The 15,949-nt window shown below is 58.1% G+C and carries 18 protein-coding genes and 1 pseudogene; 13 read left to right on the top strand and 6 right to left on the bottom strand.

Annotated features, from left to right (window positions below; all coding sequences use genetic code 11):
- Positions 1 to 66: 66 nt before the first annotated feature.
- The 11 genes from ACSEXW_RS01155 to ACSEXW_RS01105 all read left to right on the top strand — a co-directional run bounded on the left by ACSEXW_RS01155 (position 67) and on the right by ACSEXW_RS01105 (position 8,833).
- Positions 67 to 900: a sensor histidine kinase gene (locus ACSEXW_RS01155; RefSeq protein WP_438444247.1), complete on the top strand. Its 834-nt coding sequence runs from the start codon at positions 67 to 69 to the stop codon at positions 898 to 900.
- Complete coding sequence (locus tag ACSEXW_RS01150) at positions 897 to 1,598, top strand: response regulator (RefSeq protein WP_438444246.1); 702 nt, start codon at positions 897 to 899, stop codon at positions 1,596 to 1,598. Before ACSEXW_RS01155 ends, ACSEXW_RS01150 begins: the two co-directional genes overlap by 4 nt.
- Before the next feature lie 118 nt (positions 1,599 to 1,716).
- A complete protein-coding gene (locus tag ACSEXW_RS01145; RefSeq protein WP_438444245.1) occupies positions 1,717 to 3,114 on the top strand; it encodes a right-handed parallel beta-helix repeat-containing protein in 1,398 nt (465 codons plus the stop codon).
- Positions 3,111 to 3,620, top strand: a complete 510-nt coding sequence (locus ACSEXW_RS01140) for a nitrous oxide reductase accessory protein NosL (RefSeq protein WP_438444244.1) — start codon at positions 3,111 to 3,113, stop codon at positions 3,618 to 3,620. Before ACSEXW_RS01145 ends, ACSEXW_RS01140 begins: the two co-directional genes overlap by 4 nt.
- Positions 3,621 to 3,637: 17 nt before the next feature.
- Complete coding sequence (locus ACSEXW_RS01135) at positions 3,638 to 4,459, top strand: ABC transporter permease (RefSeq protein ID WP_438444243.1); 822 nt, start codon at positions 3,638 to 3,640, stop codon at positions 4,457 to 4,459.
- On the top strand, positions 4,449 to 5,240 hold the full coding sequence (locus tag ACSEXW_RS01130) for an ABC transporter ATP-binding protein (protein ID WP_438444242.1): 792 nt from the start codon (positions 4,449 to 4,451) through the stop codon (positions 5,238 to 5,240). The genes ACSEXW_RS01135 and ACSEXW_RS01130 overlap by 11 nt, the downstream gene beginning before the upstream one ends.
- Positions 5,237 to 5,638: a FixH family protein gene (locus tag ACSEXW_RS01125; protein ID WP_438444241.1), complete on the top strand. Its 402-nt coding sequence runs from the start codon at positions 5,237 to 5,239 to the stop codon at positions 5,636 to 5,638. Before ACSEXW_RS01130 ends, ACSEXW_RS01125 begins: the two co-directional genes overlap by 4 nt.
- A 192-nt stretch (positions 5,639 to 5,830) precedes the next feature.
- Positions 5,831 to 6,862 (top strand): peptidyl-prolyl cis-trans isomerase, encoded by a 1,032-nt coding sequence (locus ACSEXW_RS01120; protein WP_438444240.1) that lies wholly within the window; start codon positions 5,831 to 5,833, stop codon positions 6,860 to 6,862.
- 135 nt (positions 6,863 to 6,997) lie between these two features.
- Positions 6,998 to 7,804, top strand: a complete 807-nt coding sequence (locus ACSEXW_RS01115) for a pyruvate, water dikinase regulatory protein (protein WP_438444239.1) — start codon at positions 6,998 to 7,000, stop codon at positions 7,802 to 7,804.
- Between the two features lie 19 nt (positions 7,805 to 7,823).
- On the top strand, positions 7,824 to 8,231 hold the full coding sequence (gcvH, locus tag ACSEXW_RS01110) for a glycine cleavage system protein GcvH (RefSeq protein WP_438444238.1): 408 nt from the start codon (positions 7,824 to 7,826) through the stop codon (positions 8,229 to 8,231).
- Positions 8,228 to 8,833, top strand: a complete 606-nt coding sequence (locus tag ACSEXW_RS01105; protein ID WP_438444237.1) for a rhomboid family intramembrane serine protease — start codon at positions 8,228 to 8,230, stop codon at positions 8,831 to 8,833. Before gcvH ends, ACSEXW_RS01105 begins: the two co-directional genes overlap by 4 nt.
- Positions 8,834 to 8,927: 94 nt before the next feature.
- Here the strand turns inward: ACSEXW_RS01105 and ACSEXW_RS01100 are convergent, their stop codons facing one another.
- Entirely contained in the window at positions 8,928 to 9,095 is a 168-nt protein-coding gene (locus ACSEXW_RS01100; RefSeq protein ID WP_438444236.1) for a mechanosensitive ion channel protein MscL, read from the bottom strand.
- A 138-nt stretch (positions 9,096 to 9,233) separates the two neighbouring features.
- A complete protein-coding gene (locus ACSEXW_RS01095) occupies positions 9,234 to 9,740 on the bottom strand; it encodes a CBO0543 family protein (protein WP_438444235.1) in 507 nt (168 codons plus the stop codon).
- 422 nt (positions 9,741 to 10,162) lie between these two features.
- On the opposite strand from ACSEXW_RS01095, the pseudogene ACSEXW_RS01090 reads away from it, so the two are divergent.
- A pseudogene (locus tag ACSEXW_RS01090) lies at positions 10,163 to 11,730 on the top strand (IS1182 family transposase).
- Between the two features lie 83 nt (positions 11,731 to 11,813).
- Here the strand turns inward: ACSEXW_RS01090 and gltA are convergent.
- Positions 11,814 to 13,211 (bottom strand): NADPH-dependent glutamate synthase, encoded by a 1,398-nt coding sequence (gene gltA / locus ACSEXW_RS01085; protein WP_438444234.1) that lies wholly within the window; start codon positions 13,209 to 13,211, stop codon positions 11,814 to 11,816.
- A gap of 5 nt (positions 13,212 to 13,216) precedes the next feature.
- On the bottom strand, positions 13,217 to 14,044 hold the full coding sequence (locus tag ACSEXW_RS01080; protein ID WP_438444233.1) for a sulfide/dihydroorotate dehydrogenase-like FAD/NAD-binding protein: 828 nt from the start codon (positions 14,042 to 14,044) through the stop codon (positions 13,217 to 13,219).
- A 137-nt stretch (positions 14,045 to 14,181) separates the two neighbouring features.
- On the opposite strand from ACSEXW_RS01080, the gene ACSEXW_RS01075 reads away from it, so the two are divergent.
- A complete protein-coding gene (locus ACSEXW_RS01075; protein ID WP_438444232.1) occupies positions 14,182 to 14,409 on the top strand; it encodes a hypothetical protein in 228 nt (75 codons plus the stop codon).
- A 96-nt stretch (positions 14,410 to 14,505) separates the two neighbouring features.
- Here ACSEXW_RS01075 and ACSEXW_RS01070 read toward each other — a convergent pair whose 3' ends face one another.
- Together ACSEXW_RS01070 and ACSEXW_RS01065 are read right to left on the bottom strand one after the other, a co-directional pair.
- On the bottom strand, positions 14,506 to 14,991 hold the full coding sequence (locus ACSEXW_RS01070) for a L,D-transpeptidase (RefSeq protein WP_438444231.1): 486 nt from the start codon (positions 14,989 to 14,991) through the stop codon (positions 14,506 to 14,508).
- A gap of 65 nt (positions 14,992 to 15,056) precedes the next feature.
- Positions 15,057 to 15,890, bottom strand: a complete 834-nt coding sequence (locus tag ACSEXW_RS01065; RefSeq protein WP_438444230.1) for a DUF2935 domain-containing protein — start codon at positions 15,888 to 15,890, stop codon at positions 15,057 to 15,059.
- Positions 15,891 to 15,949: the final 59 nt, after the last annotated feature.

Here is a 15,949-nt window from a genome sequence, read left to right as displayed (position 1 = left end):
TGGACGGGAAGCGCGTTATACTGGGGGAAAGCGGCAATTGTTGCCATCTGAAAGGATGTGCCCGGTTTGCGACCCACGTATCCCGTATTGAAGCTGTTCACCATCCTGTTTCCCCCTCTGCTGGTGGGGACGGCTGAAGTGGTCCGTCATGAATGGTGGGCCGGCAGTCTATCCATGGAGGCGGGGAATGTGATCATAACCGTCATCGTATTCGTCATGTCCTGGTGGTATGCCGTCTGGATGTTCCGTAGAATCGAAGCCTCCAACAACCGGCTGGCAGAGGAAGAAGCGAGAAGAGCCGTATACGAGGAACGGGAGCGGCTGGCGGATGAGCTCCATGATCATATCGCGCAGGGCTTGTTCTTCCTGAACGTGAAGCTCCAAAAAGGACGCACGGACGAGGCCAAATCCGCCGTTGCCGATATTCATAATCACCTCCGCCAAGCGATATTCAACTTGCGGACCGATCCTCTGGAGCAGGGAGATTATGCCGGCCGGCTGGGACGATGGCTGGAGGAATGGAGCGCGCTCTCCGGCATTCCTTGCCGCACGGACATCCGCTGTACAGGCCCAGGGCTGCCCACCGCAGATGAGGTGAGGTTATCGGGATTGATCCAGGAGGCATTCATTAATATCCGCAAGCATTCGAGGGCGGAGCGGGCGTCCTTTCTCTTCGAGGAGAGTACGGAGGGCTGGAAGGCCGTCATCTCGGACGACGGAATCGGCATGGATGCGGATACGTGGGCCAGAGGCCTCCTGGGAGGCGAGGGGCACTACGGCTTGTCCATGATGGCCCGCCGTGCGGAGGAGCTGGGGGCGGATATGCGCCTGACCGGAGCTGGTCCCGACGGCGGCACGCAGATTACGGTTACGTTCAACAGGAAGGAGCCGGGAATATGAAGCGGTGGCGCGTACTGATCGCCGACGATCATCCCCTGGCCCGCCGGGCTGTGCGGGAGATGCTGGAGGATGAGCCGGAATTCGTGATTGCAGGAGAAGCCGCCAACGGCGAGGAGGCGGTCCGCCTGTGCGGGGAGCTGGAGCCGGATCTGGTGCTCATGGATATCCGGATGCCCGGTCTGGGCGGGCTGGAGGCGACCCGGGTGATGAAGCAGCGCCGGCCTGGCGTGAAGGTGGTGGTCCTAAGCGTCTCCGATTCGGTGCAGGATCTGTTCACCGCAATCCAGTACGGAGCCCAGGGTTATCTGCTCAAAAGCATGGACCCGGCCGATTGGCTTGATTACCTCCACGCGCTGCTGGAGGAGGAGCCGGACGGCTCCCGGAGATTGGCGGATAAGCTGTTCCTCCGTTTTAAGCCTGCTGCCGGCGGAGAGACGGGCGGAATCGGACGGAGGCCGGAGGTGGAGGCTCTGGAAGCATACGAGCCGCTTCTGACCGCCCGGGAGCGGCAGATCGCCGGATGGGTAGCGGCCGGGGCGACCAATCGTCAGATCGCGGAAGAGCTGGTTATCTCCGAGCATACGGTGAAGAACCACATGAAGAATATTCTCGAGAAGCTGGGGATGGAGAACCGGGTTCAACTGGCCGCATTCGCCATCCAGATGGGTTGGAAGAATAGGATGGAAGATTCGGAATAATAGAATCATTATCGTTCACAAATTGTTCGAAATTAAGAGGCGTTATAATAGCCCTGTCGAGTCATATGGGCTGCCGGCCTTTGTGCTATAATGATGCACGTGATTGGAGGTCCGACGTGTGTTTACATATGGATGGAAGTGGAAGACAGAAGCCGCACGGCGGCCGGCGGCCCTTCTGTTGGGGCTGGTTCTGTTGGGGGCTGCAGGTACGATAAGCCCCGGATCGGCAGCCGCATCGGGAGAGACGGGAAGCGCTGCCCAAGCCGGATTGCTGCAGCCTCTGCTGGACGGAGCCCCGGCCGGCTCCTCGCTGGTGATCCCGGCCGGCACCTACCAGGGACCAGCCGTACTGAAGAAGCCGCTCCGGATCACGACGGTCGGCAGCGTGGAGCTGCTCGACGGAGGAACCGGCCCGGTGTTCTCCATCGAAACGGACGGAGCTTCTGTCTCCGGATTACAAGTGACGGACCGGCGGGATGATCCCGATACGGTGGCGGTTCAGGTAACGGGCAGCGATAATGAGCTGTCCGGCCTGAGCATCCGCTCCATGGGGTACGGCATCCGGATGAAGGGAGCGCACCGGAACCGGGTGACGGACATATCCGTGGAGGGGCTCACGGCTTCATCGGGGGGACGCTCCCAGGAGACGGAGCCTTCGGAGCGGGGCAACGGGATTGATCTGCTGGAGTCCAACGGGAATAAGATGACGGGCAACCGGATCACGAACATGTTCGACGGCATCTATGTCGAGAAGGGAGACGGGAACCGGATGGAGGGCAACACGGTCACCCATTCCCGGTACGGCTACCACTTGATGTTCAGCACGCATTCCGTTATTGAAGGCAACACAGGCAGCCGGAACGTGACCGGTGCCATGATCATGTCGGACGCCGGCTCTCGGGTAACGGGGAACGACTTCGCCAAGCAAAGTGAAAATGCGACCGCCCAAGGCATTCTGCTGTTCGACGTGAAGGAGGCCACCGTGGAGAACAACCGGGTGGAGGGCAACCGCCTGGGCCTGTACGCCCAGGGGATTACGGGAACCACCATCCGGCACAACCGCTTCCTCCGGAACTTCGTCGGCATCCAGATGATGGGGGCGGAGGGAATCCGGATCGAAGGCAACGAGTTTGTGGCCAATGTGGTCCAGGCTCAAGCCCAAGCCGGTAAAAACAACCGGATCGCGTTGAACTACTGGGACGATCATGCGGGTCTGGATCTTCAAGGGGACGGCGTAAGCGATCTGGCGTACCGTTCCCAGCCGTTTTTCCTGGCATTGACGGAGGAGAAGCCGGCGTACCAGATTTTTTTCGGCTCGCCGGGTCTGGGGCTCTTGGAGCAATTGTTCGGTGCGGGGGAGGAACCGTTCACCGACGCCGCCCCATGGATGGAGCCGGAGCTTGAACAAGATCGGCGGGAGACCGGCGGAACGGCTGCGGGTGGTGCAGGAGCTGCCGGTGCCGTGATGCTGGCGGTTGGAGCGGGACTATTCTACATAGGGGGAAGAAGAAGATGAGAAACGGGAAGCTTATGCTGGCATTTATGGTCGTTGTGTTGGGCCTGGCATTGACGGCTTGCGGCGGCAAGGACTACAAGCCGGTGGCCATCAAGGAAGGCGTGGACAAATGCGAAGTATGCCAAATGCTGATTAAGGATGACCAGTACGCGACGGAGATCATCCTGAAGGACCAGAAGCCCCTGAAATTCGATGATATCGGCGACTTGTTCGTCTGGCTCAAGAAGAACGGGCGGGACAACGTCGGGGCCATCTATGTCCGGGATTACAAGACCAAGGAGTGGCTGGAGCTGGACAAAGCCACCTATGTCTATGACGCCTCCGCCAAGACTCCCATGTCGTTCGGAGTCCTCTCGTTCAAGTCGGAGGCCGATGCGGACGCCTACATCAAGGAGAAGGGCACAGGGAAGAAGATGATGGCCAAAGACCTGGATTCCCACAGCTGGGAGCATGCGGGCGGAGGCATGCATAAGCAAGAGATGGGCGGGCAGGGCAGCACCAAATAGAGAAGGAAGTGCGCGCGTTGAACTTCATGATCATTGCGGCCAGAGAGCTGAAGCTGGGATTCCGGAATCCGTGGGCCTATTCCTTTCTGGCGCTATTCACCTTTTTCTCCGCGGCCGTGCTGCTGATTCAGTCACAGACCCGGATCGAAGGCTATACGCATACGACGGGCAGCCTCTTGAACCTGATTTTGTATCTGCTGCCCTTGATGACTATCCTGCTCGGATCCTTCGCCGTGACGTCGGAGAAGGAGGAGGGAGGCTGGCAGCTGCTGGCCACCTATTCCTTGACGAGCTTTCAATTATTGCTTGGGAAATATGTCGGATTGGCAGCTGTGCTGTTCGCCATCGTCGGAGTCAGCTTCGGCGTCTCCGGGCTGCTGGGGAGCCTGCTGGGACACAGCCTGTCCGTGTATACGCTGGCGTTCTTCTATTTCTCCTCCCTGCTGCTGGTCTTCGTCTTCCTGGGCGTATCCGTATGGATCGGTGCATGGGCGAAGAATCGTTGGCAGGCCTTGACCATCGGGGTCGGACTGTGGTTCGTCCTGATCCTGGCATGGCCTACGCTCCTGATCGCGCTCTTGGGCTTCCTTCCGTATCCGGTCATCAAGCCGGCGCTTCAGATCTTGACCGCGATGAACCCGGCGGAGCTGATCCGCGTGTTCATGGTTACGAGAATCGGCGGAGGGACCAGCTTCGGACCGGAATATTACGAGTGGATCCGCTGGCTGAACGGAGCCTCGGGGCTGGCGGCCTTCGTGGCCATCGGCCTTCTCTGGATCGCTGTATCCCTGGGCTTGGCCACATGGCTGTGGGAGAGGGGGAGAAGACGTGACGGATAACGCATCGAATCCGGGAGAGGGGAGCCTGCTGGAGCTGGTGCAGGTGTCCAAAACCATCCGGGGCAAGACGATCGTGCACCCGTTCGACTTCGGGCTGCCGAAGGGAAGCGTACTGGCTCTATGCGGCGGCAACGGAGCGGGTAAAAGCACGATCCTGCGGATGGTCGCCGGCATCACCCAGCCTACAACGGGAACCATCCGGCTCGGAGGACGGACTTGGAGCCAAGATCGGAGAGGCTATGCTTCCTCCCTGGGCTATATGCCCGACGATTTTCAGTTCGGCCACAGCCTGACGGCGGGGGAGACTTTGGACTTCTACGCGGCGCTCCGCGGCCCGGAGGCAATCCGGCGTGTGGATGCGGTGCTGGAGGAGGTCGGACTGTTCTCGGTCAAGCGGGCGAAGGTCTCCTCCTTCTCCAAGGGCATGCGCCAAAGGCTGCTCTTCGGTCAGGCTCTCTTGGGCGAGCCGGAGCTGTTGGTGCTGGATGAGCCGACCAACGGTCTGGACCCCTATTGGCTCCAGGCTTTCGTGGAGCTGATCCGCGCAAGGAAGGCGAAGGGGCAATCCGTCATCTTCTCCACCCACCATCTGGAGGCGGCGGAGCTGGCGGCGGATTACGCCATCCTGCTGCATGAAGGACGCATCCGCCAGGCGGGTGCGATGGAGGAGTTCCGGGCAGACTTCGGGGAAGGCGGTTTGCAGCGGGCTTTTACCTACTATCTGAGCCAGCCGGCCGGAAGCGGCCGTCAAGATCATACGGACCGGGAGGGATTGGGATGAGACGCTTACACCGTACGCTGCTGTCTGCGGTTGCGGTCATGCTCCTTGCATGCTGGAGTGCCGGCTGCGGAACGACCTCCGAGCCCCTGCCGGGACTGGAGCTGAACCCGTATACCGTTACGTTCGCAACGGAGCCCTCCGAGCCTGCCGCCGGCAAGCCGGTCGTGCTGAAGGTCGGGGTCAGCGGGAAGGATCCGCTGTCCAAGCGCTCCGAGATTTCCTTCGAGATCAAGCGGATCGGCACGGAGGACCGGAAGGAGCTTACGGCCGAGAAGAAGGACGAAGGACAGTATGAAGCTGGCTATACCTTCAAGGAGACGGGAAAGTATTCCGTCACGATCCATGTGATTACCCGGTCGGTACACCAGGTTGTGAACAAGGAAGTGGACGTGAAGTAATAGCGGGGACGGCCCTGCCGGCCATCTAAGGATGGGGCGGGGCCGTCCCTATCGCATCTGTAGAGGGTATTGGCCTTCCACCCCGCCACACAACCTCCGTTGGTGCCGCGATGGAAAAAGTGGTATAGTACAAAGAGTGCGATTTTTTAGACGCTTTCATCATGAGAGTGGAGATGAGGAGGAGCAAGTGTAATGGAGGATAACAACAAGAAGGAAGAATCCCTTCAGGACTCCCGCAAGGCCGAGCTTGAAGACGAATTTGGACCGGAAGCATTCGAGGACGAGCCGGAGGAGGAGCTGGATCTGGCGGAACAGGATATGGCTGCCGCGGCTGCACCGGCCAAGTCCAGCAAGCTGCCCTGGTTCTTGTTCGCCGCATCCGTCGTGGCCATCGGAGTCCTGCTCGTAACCGGACCCCAGTGGAACGGGGGAGGCATGAAGGGCGACGCCGCTACGGTTAACGGCCAGAAGATCACGAAGGACGAGCTGTATCAAGTGATGGTGAAGCAAGCCGGCGAGGCCGCTCTCGACAATCTGATCACAGAGAAGCTGATCAATCAAGAGGCGGACAAGAAGAAGGTCCAGATCACCGATCAGGACATCGAAGGCGAGCTGAAGGACATCAAGGCCCAGTTTCCGGACGACGCGGCATTCAACGATGCTTTGACCCAGAACAAGCTGACGCTGGACTCCCTGAAGGAGCAGATTCGGACCCAGGTGAAGGTCAACAAGATCTTCGAGGGGCAGATGGACTTGTCCGATGCGAAGCAGAAGGAATACTTCGATAAGAACAAGGACCGTTACGGACAGCCGGAGCAGATCGAGGTCTCCCACATTCTCGTAGCGAAAAAAGAGGACGCGGACAAGCTTCTGGCCGATCTGAAGGGCGGAGCCGACTTCGCCAAGGCCGCGAAGGAAAAGTCCACCGATCCGGGCTCCAAGGACAACGGAGGCAGCCTCGGATTCGTCGCCAAGAACCAAGGCTTGGATCCTGCTTTTGAAGAGGCAGCCTTCAAGCTGGGCAAGGGAGAAATGAGCGGCGTGGTCCAATCCTCCTTCGGCTATCATATCATCAAAGTGACGGATAAGAAGGCTGCGGTCGTCGCGAATTACGACGAGAAGAAGGGCCAGGTCAAGAAGGATATGGTCTCCGAAGAAGTGAACACCAAAGCCGGTGAATGGCTGCAGAAGCTGAAGACCGACGCGAAGATTGTGAAGCTGTAATCCGCGCCGATCGACCATCGGACAACCCGTTTGTGCGGCATGAAGCCGCCGGGCGGGTTGTTTGTTTTTCCGCTGGAGACCATATATGATGGAAGAGAACACCATTCTCCGCATTCGGACCTATGGAGGTGTCCTTTGTCAGATCTGAAGCGTCATTCCGTCATCTATCTGGTGTCGGATTCCGTAGGGGAGACGGCTGAGGCCGTAGCCAGGGCCACCATACGGCAGTTCGATGCTCACGAGACGAAGATCAAGCGGTACGGGCATGTCCGCACCGGCGCAGAGCTTCGTTCCATCGTGGAGGAAGTCTCCAAGCAGGGAGGCTTCATTACGTATACGCTGGTACAGCCGGAGCTCAGGGAGATCATGAAGGAAGAGTCGAAGCGGCTTAATATCCGTGCCGTCGATATTATGGGCCCGATGATGGAAGCCTTCGTCGATTCCTTCGACGGGGCGCCTAACCGGATGCCCGGCATGCTGCACCGGCTGGACGAGGATTACTTCCGGCGCGTCGAGGCCATTGAATTCACCGTTAGCTGCGACGACGGCCGGGATCCCCGTTCGCTGCTGGAAGCGGATATCATCCTGGTCGGGGTGTCCCGGACCTCGAAGACGCCGCTTTCCATCTTCCTGGCTCACAAGGGCTACAAGGTGGCAAACCTGCCGCTGATTCCGGAGGTGAAGCCTCCCCAGGAGCTGTACCGGATCACCAAGGGTCTGATCGCAGGCTTGACCATGGTGCCGGAGCAGATGCTCAAGATCCGACATGAGCGTCTCAGGGCCTTGGGCCTGTCGCCGGGTGCCAAGTATGCCGAGGTGGAGCGGATCCGGGAAGAGCTGGAGTACGCCCACTCCATCATGGACAGGCTCCGGTGTGTGAAGATTGATGTAACCGATAAGGCTATCGAAGAGACGGCCGGCATGATTTTGGATCATATGTAGAGGAAGGGGAAGGTCATTCATGGATCAGATCCGTTCGGATCGGTGGTATACCCGGGAGCATGAGTGGGTTCAGATGATGCCGTCGGGCCGGGTACGGGTGGGCATTACGGATTTTGCCCAACAGGCGCTGGGGGATATCGTATTTCTGGAGCTGCCGGGAATCGGTCAGGAGCTTCGGGCGGAGGACAGTATGGGCAGTGCGGAATCGGTGAAATCCGTGTCGGATGTCTATGCTCCGGTGAACGGCATCGTAACGGCGGTCAATCCGAAGGTCGAGGAGACCCCTAGCCTGCTGAATACCGACCCGTACGGAGAAGGCTGGATTGTGGAGCTGGAGCCGGCGGATGGGGCGCTGGACGGCCTCTTGACCGAGGCGGAATACCGTGCCTATACGTCGGAAGAGGCGGAGAGTGATTCCGGCTCATGATCTTCTTACGAAGGGAGACCTTCCGGGAGTATATCCGGTTCTACCCGGTCACCAGCATCATGCTGGCGGTCATGGGGGTGCTCTTCCTGGCCATGGAGTGGACGGGAAGCTCCACGCTGAATAGGACCTTGGTGAATTATGGGGCGATCTACAGCTGGGAAGGGGAAACGCATGAATGGTGGAGATACTTCTCCGCCATCTTCCTGCACATCGGGGTGTCTCATCTCCTGTTCAACGCCTTCGCTTTGTATGTATTCGCTCCTCCGCTGGAGCGTGTCCTGGGAACCTGGAGGTATGCGGGTTTCATCCTGTTCTCAGGATTTGCAGGAAATGCCGTGAGCATGCTGTGGTCTCAACCGCCCTTCATATCGGCGGGAGCCTCCGGCGCCATCTACGGAATCTACGCCGCGTATCTCTACCTGGCCCTGTTCCACAAGCATGTGCTGGACGAAGGCACCCGGCAGACGGTGACAACCGTTGTGATCGTCGGCTTCCTCTATTCCTTCGTCGTCCCTAACGTGAATCTCTATGCGCATGCAGGCGGCTTCGCCGGGGGCTTCCTCTACTTCGCGCTATGGGTCAGCCGATTCCGGAGGCGATAACGCCCGGTGCAGGACACAGCAGAAAAAAGCCTTATCCGTAAAGAGCGGCATCCGCTCCCGGGGATAAGGCTTTATGGCTTGCATCTCCATTCGTTCAGCCAGCATGCTCCAATCGGCGGTACAGGCTGACATTGGTGCCATACTTGCTCTGCAGGCGGTCCATCAGGTCCACCATAATCCAATACAATTCCTGCGGTCTCTGGTTGGCGGGTCTTACCGTTTCCACGCGCGTTCCGTCGACCACCACGTCAAGAACGATCATCTTCCCACGACCTTCCTTGTGTCGGATATCCATTGGCGGCATAGCGGCATACCGGCTGTTATCCGTAGAATACCAGCCTAGTGTTAAATGAATATTATCACATCGCGGAGATCTTGTAAAAAATAATGGGACCAGCACTTATTCCCAGAACGGAATTCGGAATGACGCCAAGAGAAACCCAATGACGAAGAGGGAGAGAACCAGAGCCCGGCCGACCGATCTATGATGGAGACCGATCATATAGAACATCACGAAATAGAAGGCGATGGACCATGCCAGGTTCCAGCCTCTATCATAGCTGATATGGCCAAGCAGGTACCAGATCCCTTCCAGGATGCTGAAGCCCGAGGCCCATATCGTCAGATAGCCTGCTTTCTTCCGAGATGGTGCTTCCCCAGGGTAGTGGAAGAGATAGAGGAACGTCATGGAAGGCAGCAGAACAAAAGAATTCACCAGATCCGACAGTTTATGGCTGTTCAGGAGATCCGGATGGAAGATCCAGGTCAAGTGCTCTTTGCACAGAAAGTTGTATAGGAAATTACAGTAGGACACATATAAGGCGGTCGGATAATAGCTTCGCCACCGTTTGAATGCGCCGGTCAGGAAGAAGGCTAGGAGGAAGACGAGATTGGTCAGGAGTAACATGTGAATGCCCCATTTGTCGGGATGAAGGTTAATCCCCTGTGTATGAATGTAAATGTTCCCCTAATCCCCTTGAAATAACCTGAAGCCGATTGGGATCTCAAGCCGATGAATAAGAGGCTGTCCCAAAAGGGTAAGTGTTGTTGGGGTTAAGTCGAGCGGGCCCGGCTTTCCGGGCTCGTATCTGGTTCCGGTTGCTGTTGAGATTGGATGTCCGGAATGGAATGGTTTGAAGTAGACATCCAATCTCAAAGGCAAACGCTCACGCTCCTCCACCAGATACGAATCCCTCTGCTCGGGCTTCTCGACAGGTTGAAACAACACTTCCTGTGCAGAGCAGCCTCGTTTCGTAAAAAATAAAACGAAAGAAGCCTTTCCTTGGTAAAATGGAAGTGACGAGCAACCATTCCTAAGGAGGGCTTCTTTTGTACATCCAATATACCATGGACCAGTTGTGTCTGCCAATGGATCTCGAATACGACATTCCCCCCAATCACCTCGTTCGCATCGTGAATGCCGCTGTCAACCGGCTGGACAACGCCATCTTTGACGTGGCTTATCCAGGGGGCGGACGGGATAGCTACCACCCCAAGATGCTCACCAAAGTCATCATCTACGCCTACACGCAGCGCATTTACTCCTCTCGCCAGATTGCTAAAGCCGTCCGCGAAAACATCATGTTTATGTGGCTCTCAGGCAGACAAACGCCGGACTTCCGCACCATCAATCGGTTTCGTTCGGAGCGAATGAAAGCGGTGCTGGAGACCGTCTTCACGGCTGTGTTGCAGTTTTTGGCCGAAGAAGGCTACGTCCAACTGGAGCATTACTTCGTGGACGGCACCAAGATTGAAGCCAACGCCAATCGGTATACGTTTGTCTGGGGGAAGGCGGTCGTCAAGCAGAAGGCCAAGCTCCAGGAGAAGGTTCAGCCCTTTTCGCCGCGATTGAGGAAACGGAAAAACAAGAGGAGCATACACACGGGGGCAGGGATCTCCCTGAGCGGGGCGAGTCGGCTGCCATCACCAGTGAAAAACTGGAGGAAGTCGTTAAGCAGTTGGAAGAGCGCCTGCAGGAGAAGCCCAAGGATAAACCGCTGAAAAAAGCGGTACGCGTATTGCGCAAGGACTTGCTTCCTCGTCTTCAGAAGTACGAGTCGCAGGAAGCGATTTTGGGCAAGCGAAACAGCTTTAGTAAGACCGATCATGACGCTACGTTCATGCGAATGAAAGAGGACCACATGCGAAACGGTCAACTCAAGCCGGGCTACAATGTGCAGATCGGCACCGAAAACCAATTCATTCTGGGTTACAGCGTCCACCAGCATCCGACGGACACCCGCTGTCTCATCCCTCATCTTGAAAAGCTCAAGTCGCAGTTAGGGAAACTCCCTGGCACTGTCATCGCAGATGCGGGGTACGGCGGGGAAGAGAATTACGACTATCTGGAGCAAAATGACGTGGAAGCGATCGTCAAATACAGTACCTATCACCGAGAAAAGAGCAAGGCCTGGCAGAAGGACATCAGCAAAATCGACAATTGGACCTATAACAACGAGCAGCATACATGGACATGCATGGCCGGGCAAACGCTCCATTTTCGTCGAGTGAGCACGGAGAAAACAGAAAGTGGCTACGAAATCGAATATCGGCATTATCGAAGTGCCGGATGTGAGAATTGCCCGTTGAAGCCACAGTGTACGAGAGCCGAGGGGAACCGCGAGGTTAAAGTCAGCATGAAGTATTTGCAGCTGAAGAACCAAGCCAGGCAAAAGCTCCGCAGCGAGGAAGGATATGCGATGGCTGTGAGGCGTATGATCGAGCCGGAGCCTGTGTTTGGTGATATGAAGAACAATAGAGGGTTCAAACGATTCCTGCTTCGAGGCTTACCAAAAGTAAGTCTAGAGGTCGGGTGGCTTTCCCTTGCCCATAACCTGCTTAAGAAAGCCGCTGTGGACGCTAAAAACGAAAGAGCTAAGCGAAACCAGGCCGCTTAGCTCTTTCGTTTTTCCGTATATCAACTTATTTTGGTGCTCGTGCTGTTCCAAAATTCACTTTTGGGACAGCCTCTTAGGACGGTTCAGATGGACTCGCTTAACGATTGATGGATGGCGGCAGCGGCTTTTTTGCCTGCTCCCATGGCCAGGATGACGGTGGCGGCGCCGGTGACGACGTCGCCTCCGGCGTAGACGCCGGATTTGCTGGTCCGCATGGTGGCTTCCTCGACGACGATTCCGCCCCAACGATGGGTCTCCAGACCTGGCGTAGTCTGGCGGATCAGAGGATTGGGGCCCTGACCGATGGCGATGATGACGGTATCCAGCGAGAGCTCGAACAAGCTGTCCGGCTTCTCGACGGGACTGCGGCGGCCCGAGGCGTCCGGCTCACCCAATTCCATCTCGATGCACTCCATGCCGGTGACCCAGCCGTTCTCGCCCTTGATCCGAAGCGGGTTGGAGAGGAGCCGGAAGCGGATCCCTTCCTCCTGAGCGTGATGAATCTCCTCGCGGCGGGCTGGAAGCTCGTCGAGTCCCCTCCGGTATACGATGGTGACCTCCTCGGCGCCGAGCCGAAGTGCGGTGCGGGCGGCATCCATAGCCACGTTGCCCCCGCCGACGACGGCGACGCGTTTGCCAACCCGGACGGGGGTCGGACTCTTGGGGAATTCATAGGCGCGCATCAGATTCACGCGGGTCAGGAACTCGTTGGCGGAGTAGACGCCGTTATAGTTCTCTCCCTCGATCTTCATGAAGCGGGGCAGGCCGGCTCCGCTGCCGACGAAGACGGCCCCGTAGCCTTCTTCGAACAGCTCCTCGACGGTAATCGAGCGGCCGACCACCACGTTGCGTTCGATGGTCACGCCCAGCTTCACGACCTTGTCGATCTCTTCCTCGACCAGCCCCTTGGGAAGCCGGAACTCCGGAATACCGTACATGAGGACGCCGCCCAGAGCGTGAAGGGCCTCGAACAAGGTCACCTCATAGCCCAGCTTGGCCAGATCTCCCGCACAGGTCAGACCTGCGGGTCCGCCGCCAACGACGGCCACCTTCTTGCCGTTCGCAGGAAGCGGCTCGGCTTCCGGAAGCCCTTGGGCCATACCGTAATCCGCGGCGAAGCGTTCCAACCGCCCGATACCGACGGATTCCCCCTTCTTGGCCCGGATGCATCGGCCTTCGCATTGATTCTCCTGGGGGCATACCCGGCCGCAGATCGCCGGTAGATTGTTCTCTTGCTTGATGAGCCGGTAGGCTTCCTCAAAGCGGCCGGCGGCCAGCTCGGCAATAAACGACGGAATCGGCACATTCACCGGGCATCCGTCCACGCAGGGCTGGTTCTTGCATTGGAGGCATCGGGTGGCCTCCTCCATGGCTTGCTCCGGGGTATAGCCCGTGGCGACCTCCAGAAAGTTGCGGCCGCGAATAAGCGGAGGCTGCTCCGGCATGGCAACCTTCACCGGACTCATGTTTGCTTTGGCCATTCCTCTCACGCTCCTGTCCCGATCTGGCAAATGTGGGCTTCCATATCCTTGTACATGCCTTGGCGGCGGATGCACTCGTCGAAATCGACCAGCAGGCCGTCAAAATCCGGCCCGTCCACGCAGGCGAAGCGGATCTCGCCTCCCACCGTTACGCGGCAGCCGCCGCACATGCCGGTGCCGTCGATCATGATGGGGTTCAGCGAAACGCCGGTCGGAATGCCCAAAGGCTTGGTGATGCCGACGACGGCCTTCATCATGGGCAGGGGGCCGATGGCGATGACTTCATCATATGAGTTTCCTTCAGCCAACAAGCGATTCAGCACATCGGTGACGAAGCCCTGCACGCCGGCGCTTCCGTCGTTGGTGGCTACGTACACCTGGCTGCAGAAGGTGCGGAAATCGTTCTCCAGAATGACGAACTCCCGGCCGCGCCCTCCCAGAATCACGTCAACCTCTGCGCCGGTTTCCTGCCATTTCCGGAGCTGGGGATAAAGCGGTGCGGCACCTACGCCGCCGCCGATCCCCAAGATCCGCTTCTTGCCCGGATGAATATCCGCAGGGCGTCCCAGCGGTCCGGCCAGATCGGAGACCGTGTCGCCTGCGGCTTTGGCCGCGAGCTTGCGGGTCGTATATCCGACCACCTGATAAATGATGGAGACCGTCTGGTTGACTCGGTCGTAATCGGCAATGGTCAGGGGAATTCGTTCCCCGCCTTCTTCCACGCGAAGCATGACGAATTGGCCCGGCTCACACTTGCGGGCGATAAATGGTGCATGAACCACCATGAGCTCCACGGTGTCGTTCAGTGTTTTCTTCTCGATAATGCGGTACATACGGATAGCCCCTTTGTGGACGTTCTAATGCTTACTATTATATAGGGTGCTAGGAAGGCTTTGGCCGGAAGACTTTGTATTTTTGTTGAAAACTCCGGGGAATCCTAAAGGTTGTTCATGAGGAAAGGAGGTCAGCTATGAGCCGGTTAAATGAAATTATCGACAATCACGACAACCTGGATCAATTGTTCTCCATCATCAAGCATTATGGTGTGAACGCCCAGTTCGTCGCGGATTCCCTCTGCAAGGAATTCCAGAGCCGATGCGAGTCGGAGGATGCCAAGGAGAGCGGCGATTCGGAGGCGGATCAGGCTTTTGCCCAAGATATTGTGGAGGATCTGAAGCAGTTCACGGCCAGATTCTAGGACAAAAAAGCCCAATGGGCCGGACTCGGGAACCCGCAGTCTGGCCTATTGGGCTTTTTCGGAGAAAGCAAATTGATTTTTGGCAGCTCCAAGCGGTCAATCATCGGTAATCACCACTTTGGTCCGGAGCGGGATATGCCGGAATAAGTACTCGATGTCCTTGTTTCTCATCCGGATGCAGCCGGAGCTGGCGGATTGCCCGATCTGCCAAGGGCGGTTCGTGCCGTGGATGCCGTACTTGTATCCGTTGCCGACACTAAGTCCCATCCAACGGGTTCCGAGCGGGTTGTCGGGATGGCCGCCCGCGATTTTTTTGCGCAGATAAAAGGGCTTGTAAACCTTCGTTACGATACGGAACTCGCCTTCCGGCGTCAGATCTCCGCGTCCGGTTGCCACGGGAAAGGAATAGACTGGAACGTCGTTCATCACCACCGTCAACTGGTGGCGCTTCTTATGAATGGCCACGTAGAGCTCCTCCTCCTCCGCCCGGACGGAGCCCGGCTGGGACAGAAGCAGCAGAAGTCCGGCTAGGACCAGGACCGCTGTACGCATGAACGGCGCGATTAAGCGATAGCTGCCCAACGGCAATCACCTCGCTCCTTATCCTTTGCCAGTTCCGCCCCATCCATTCCGTCCGGAGAATCCGATTATTCGCTCGTATTCCGTGGCCCGGAAGGCGGCGACGAAGGCCGAACCGGATCCTGAGCCAGCCAAGGAGATAATTGGTCGAGGAAATAGGTCCCCTCGAGGATCTGATGCTCCAGGAACCGAAGGAGGAAGGAGAGGCTCGGCTTGGCGCCGGATAGGGTCTTAACCGCATCCCAGAGGGACTGGATGAAGCGTTCCACGCAATCTGCGGCGGCTTGGGCCGCCTCAAGCTGGAGGGGGAATCCTGGCGGGGAGAAGCGGAGGTACCCGTAGATGTACCGGTTGCGGAGGAGATGCGCCGACAGGGCCTCTTGGGCAGCGGCCGCTTCCTGAGCCAAGCCCGGCTCCTCTTCGCCGGCAAGCTCCCGGACCAGTCCGGCATGCCCCAGCTGGTCCTCCAGCCACAGCTCCATCAGATCCCACAGGGGGAGGGCAGGCGCATCGGCCCCTTGCACGTAATACTTCAGCAGCCGAAGGTACTCCTGGTTCTCATTCATGGTTCCGTTCAAAAAGACAGGGGGCAGTCGAAGTCCGACCCCGCCCGCCAGCAGGCTGGACTGCAGGTGACCCTCCAGCTGGTAATACCCGGCAGCCCATGGATGGGCCTCTTTGGCGAAGCCGATCCAGGCGGCAGAGCCTGCCGCAGGGGGAGCGGGCAGTCCGTCCAGCTGGGAGAGAAGAGCTGCGAACCCTCCGGCATAACGGGCGGCCCGGCTGCGCCAATTGCACTCGTCGGGAGCAAGGCGCTCCAAGAGAAACTGCGCGTGATCCTCCAGGAGCTTCAGCCAAAACCGGTGTTCCTCCAACACGTTCCGGGAAGCATGCGGATTCAACGATGAAGACACCTCCAGTCAATGGTAACGCTGTAGTATATGACCGGGTCCTCGACTCT

Origin of the sequence: Oryzibacillus soli, from assembly GCF_051594765.1 — a bacterium.
In the GTDB taxonomy this organism is placed as follows: Bacteria; Bacillota; Bacilli; order Paenibacillales; family NBRC-103111; genus Paenibacillus_AR.
The sequence above is the reverse complement of the archived record's forward strand: the minus strand, read 5'-3'. Positions and strand labels throughout refer to the sequence as shown.

Bases quoted from the DNA above. Each gene is read 5' to 3' on its own strand.
- ACSEXW_RS01120 (WP_438444240.1), top strand. From the start codon at position 5,831: ATGGAGGATAACAACAAGAAGGAAGAATCCCTTCAGGACTCCCGCAAG.
- ACSEXW_RS01150 (WP_438444246.1), top strand. From the start codon at position 897: ATGAAGCGGTGGCGCGTACTGATCGCCGACGATCATCCCCTGGCCCGC.
- gltA (WP_438444234.1), bottom strand. From the start codon at position 13,211: ATGGCCAAAGCAAACATGAGTCCGGTGAAGGTTGCCATGCCGGAGCAG.
- ACSEXW_RS01140 (WP_438444244.1), top strand. From the start codon at position 3,111: ATGAGAAACGGGAAGCTTATGCTGGCATTTATGGTCGTTGTGTTGGGC.
- ACSEXW_RS01100 (WP_438444236.1), bottom strand. From the start codon at position 9,095: ATGATCGTTCTTGACGTGGTGGTCGACGGAACGCGCGTGGAAACGGTA.
- ACSEXW_RS01080 (WP_438444233.1), bottom strand. From the start codon at position 14,044: ATGTACCGCATTATCGAGAAGAAAACACTGAACGACACCGTGGAGCTC.
- ACSEXW_RS01125 (WP_438444241.1), top strand. From the start codon at position 5,237: ATGAGACGCTTACACCGTACGCTGCTGTCTGCGGTTGCGGTCATGCTC.
- ACSEXW_RS01095 (WP_438444235.1), bottom strand. From the start codon at position 9,740: ATGTTACTCCTGACCAATCTCGTCTTCCTCCTAGCCTTCTTCCTGACC.
- ACSEXW_RS01075 (WP_438444232.1), top strand. From the start codon at position 14,182: ATGAGCCGGTTAAATGAAATTATCGACAATCACGACAACCTGGATCAA.
- gcvH (WP_438444238.1), top strand. From the start codon at position 7,824: ATGGATCAGATCCGTTCGGATCGGTGGTATACCCGGGAGCATGAGTGG.
- ACSEXW_RS01105 (WP_438444237.1), top strand. From the start codon at position 8,228: ATGATCTTCTTACGAAGGGAGACCTTCCGGGAGTATATCCGGTTCTAC.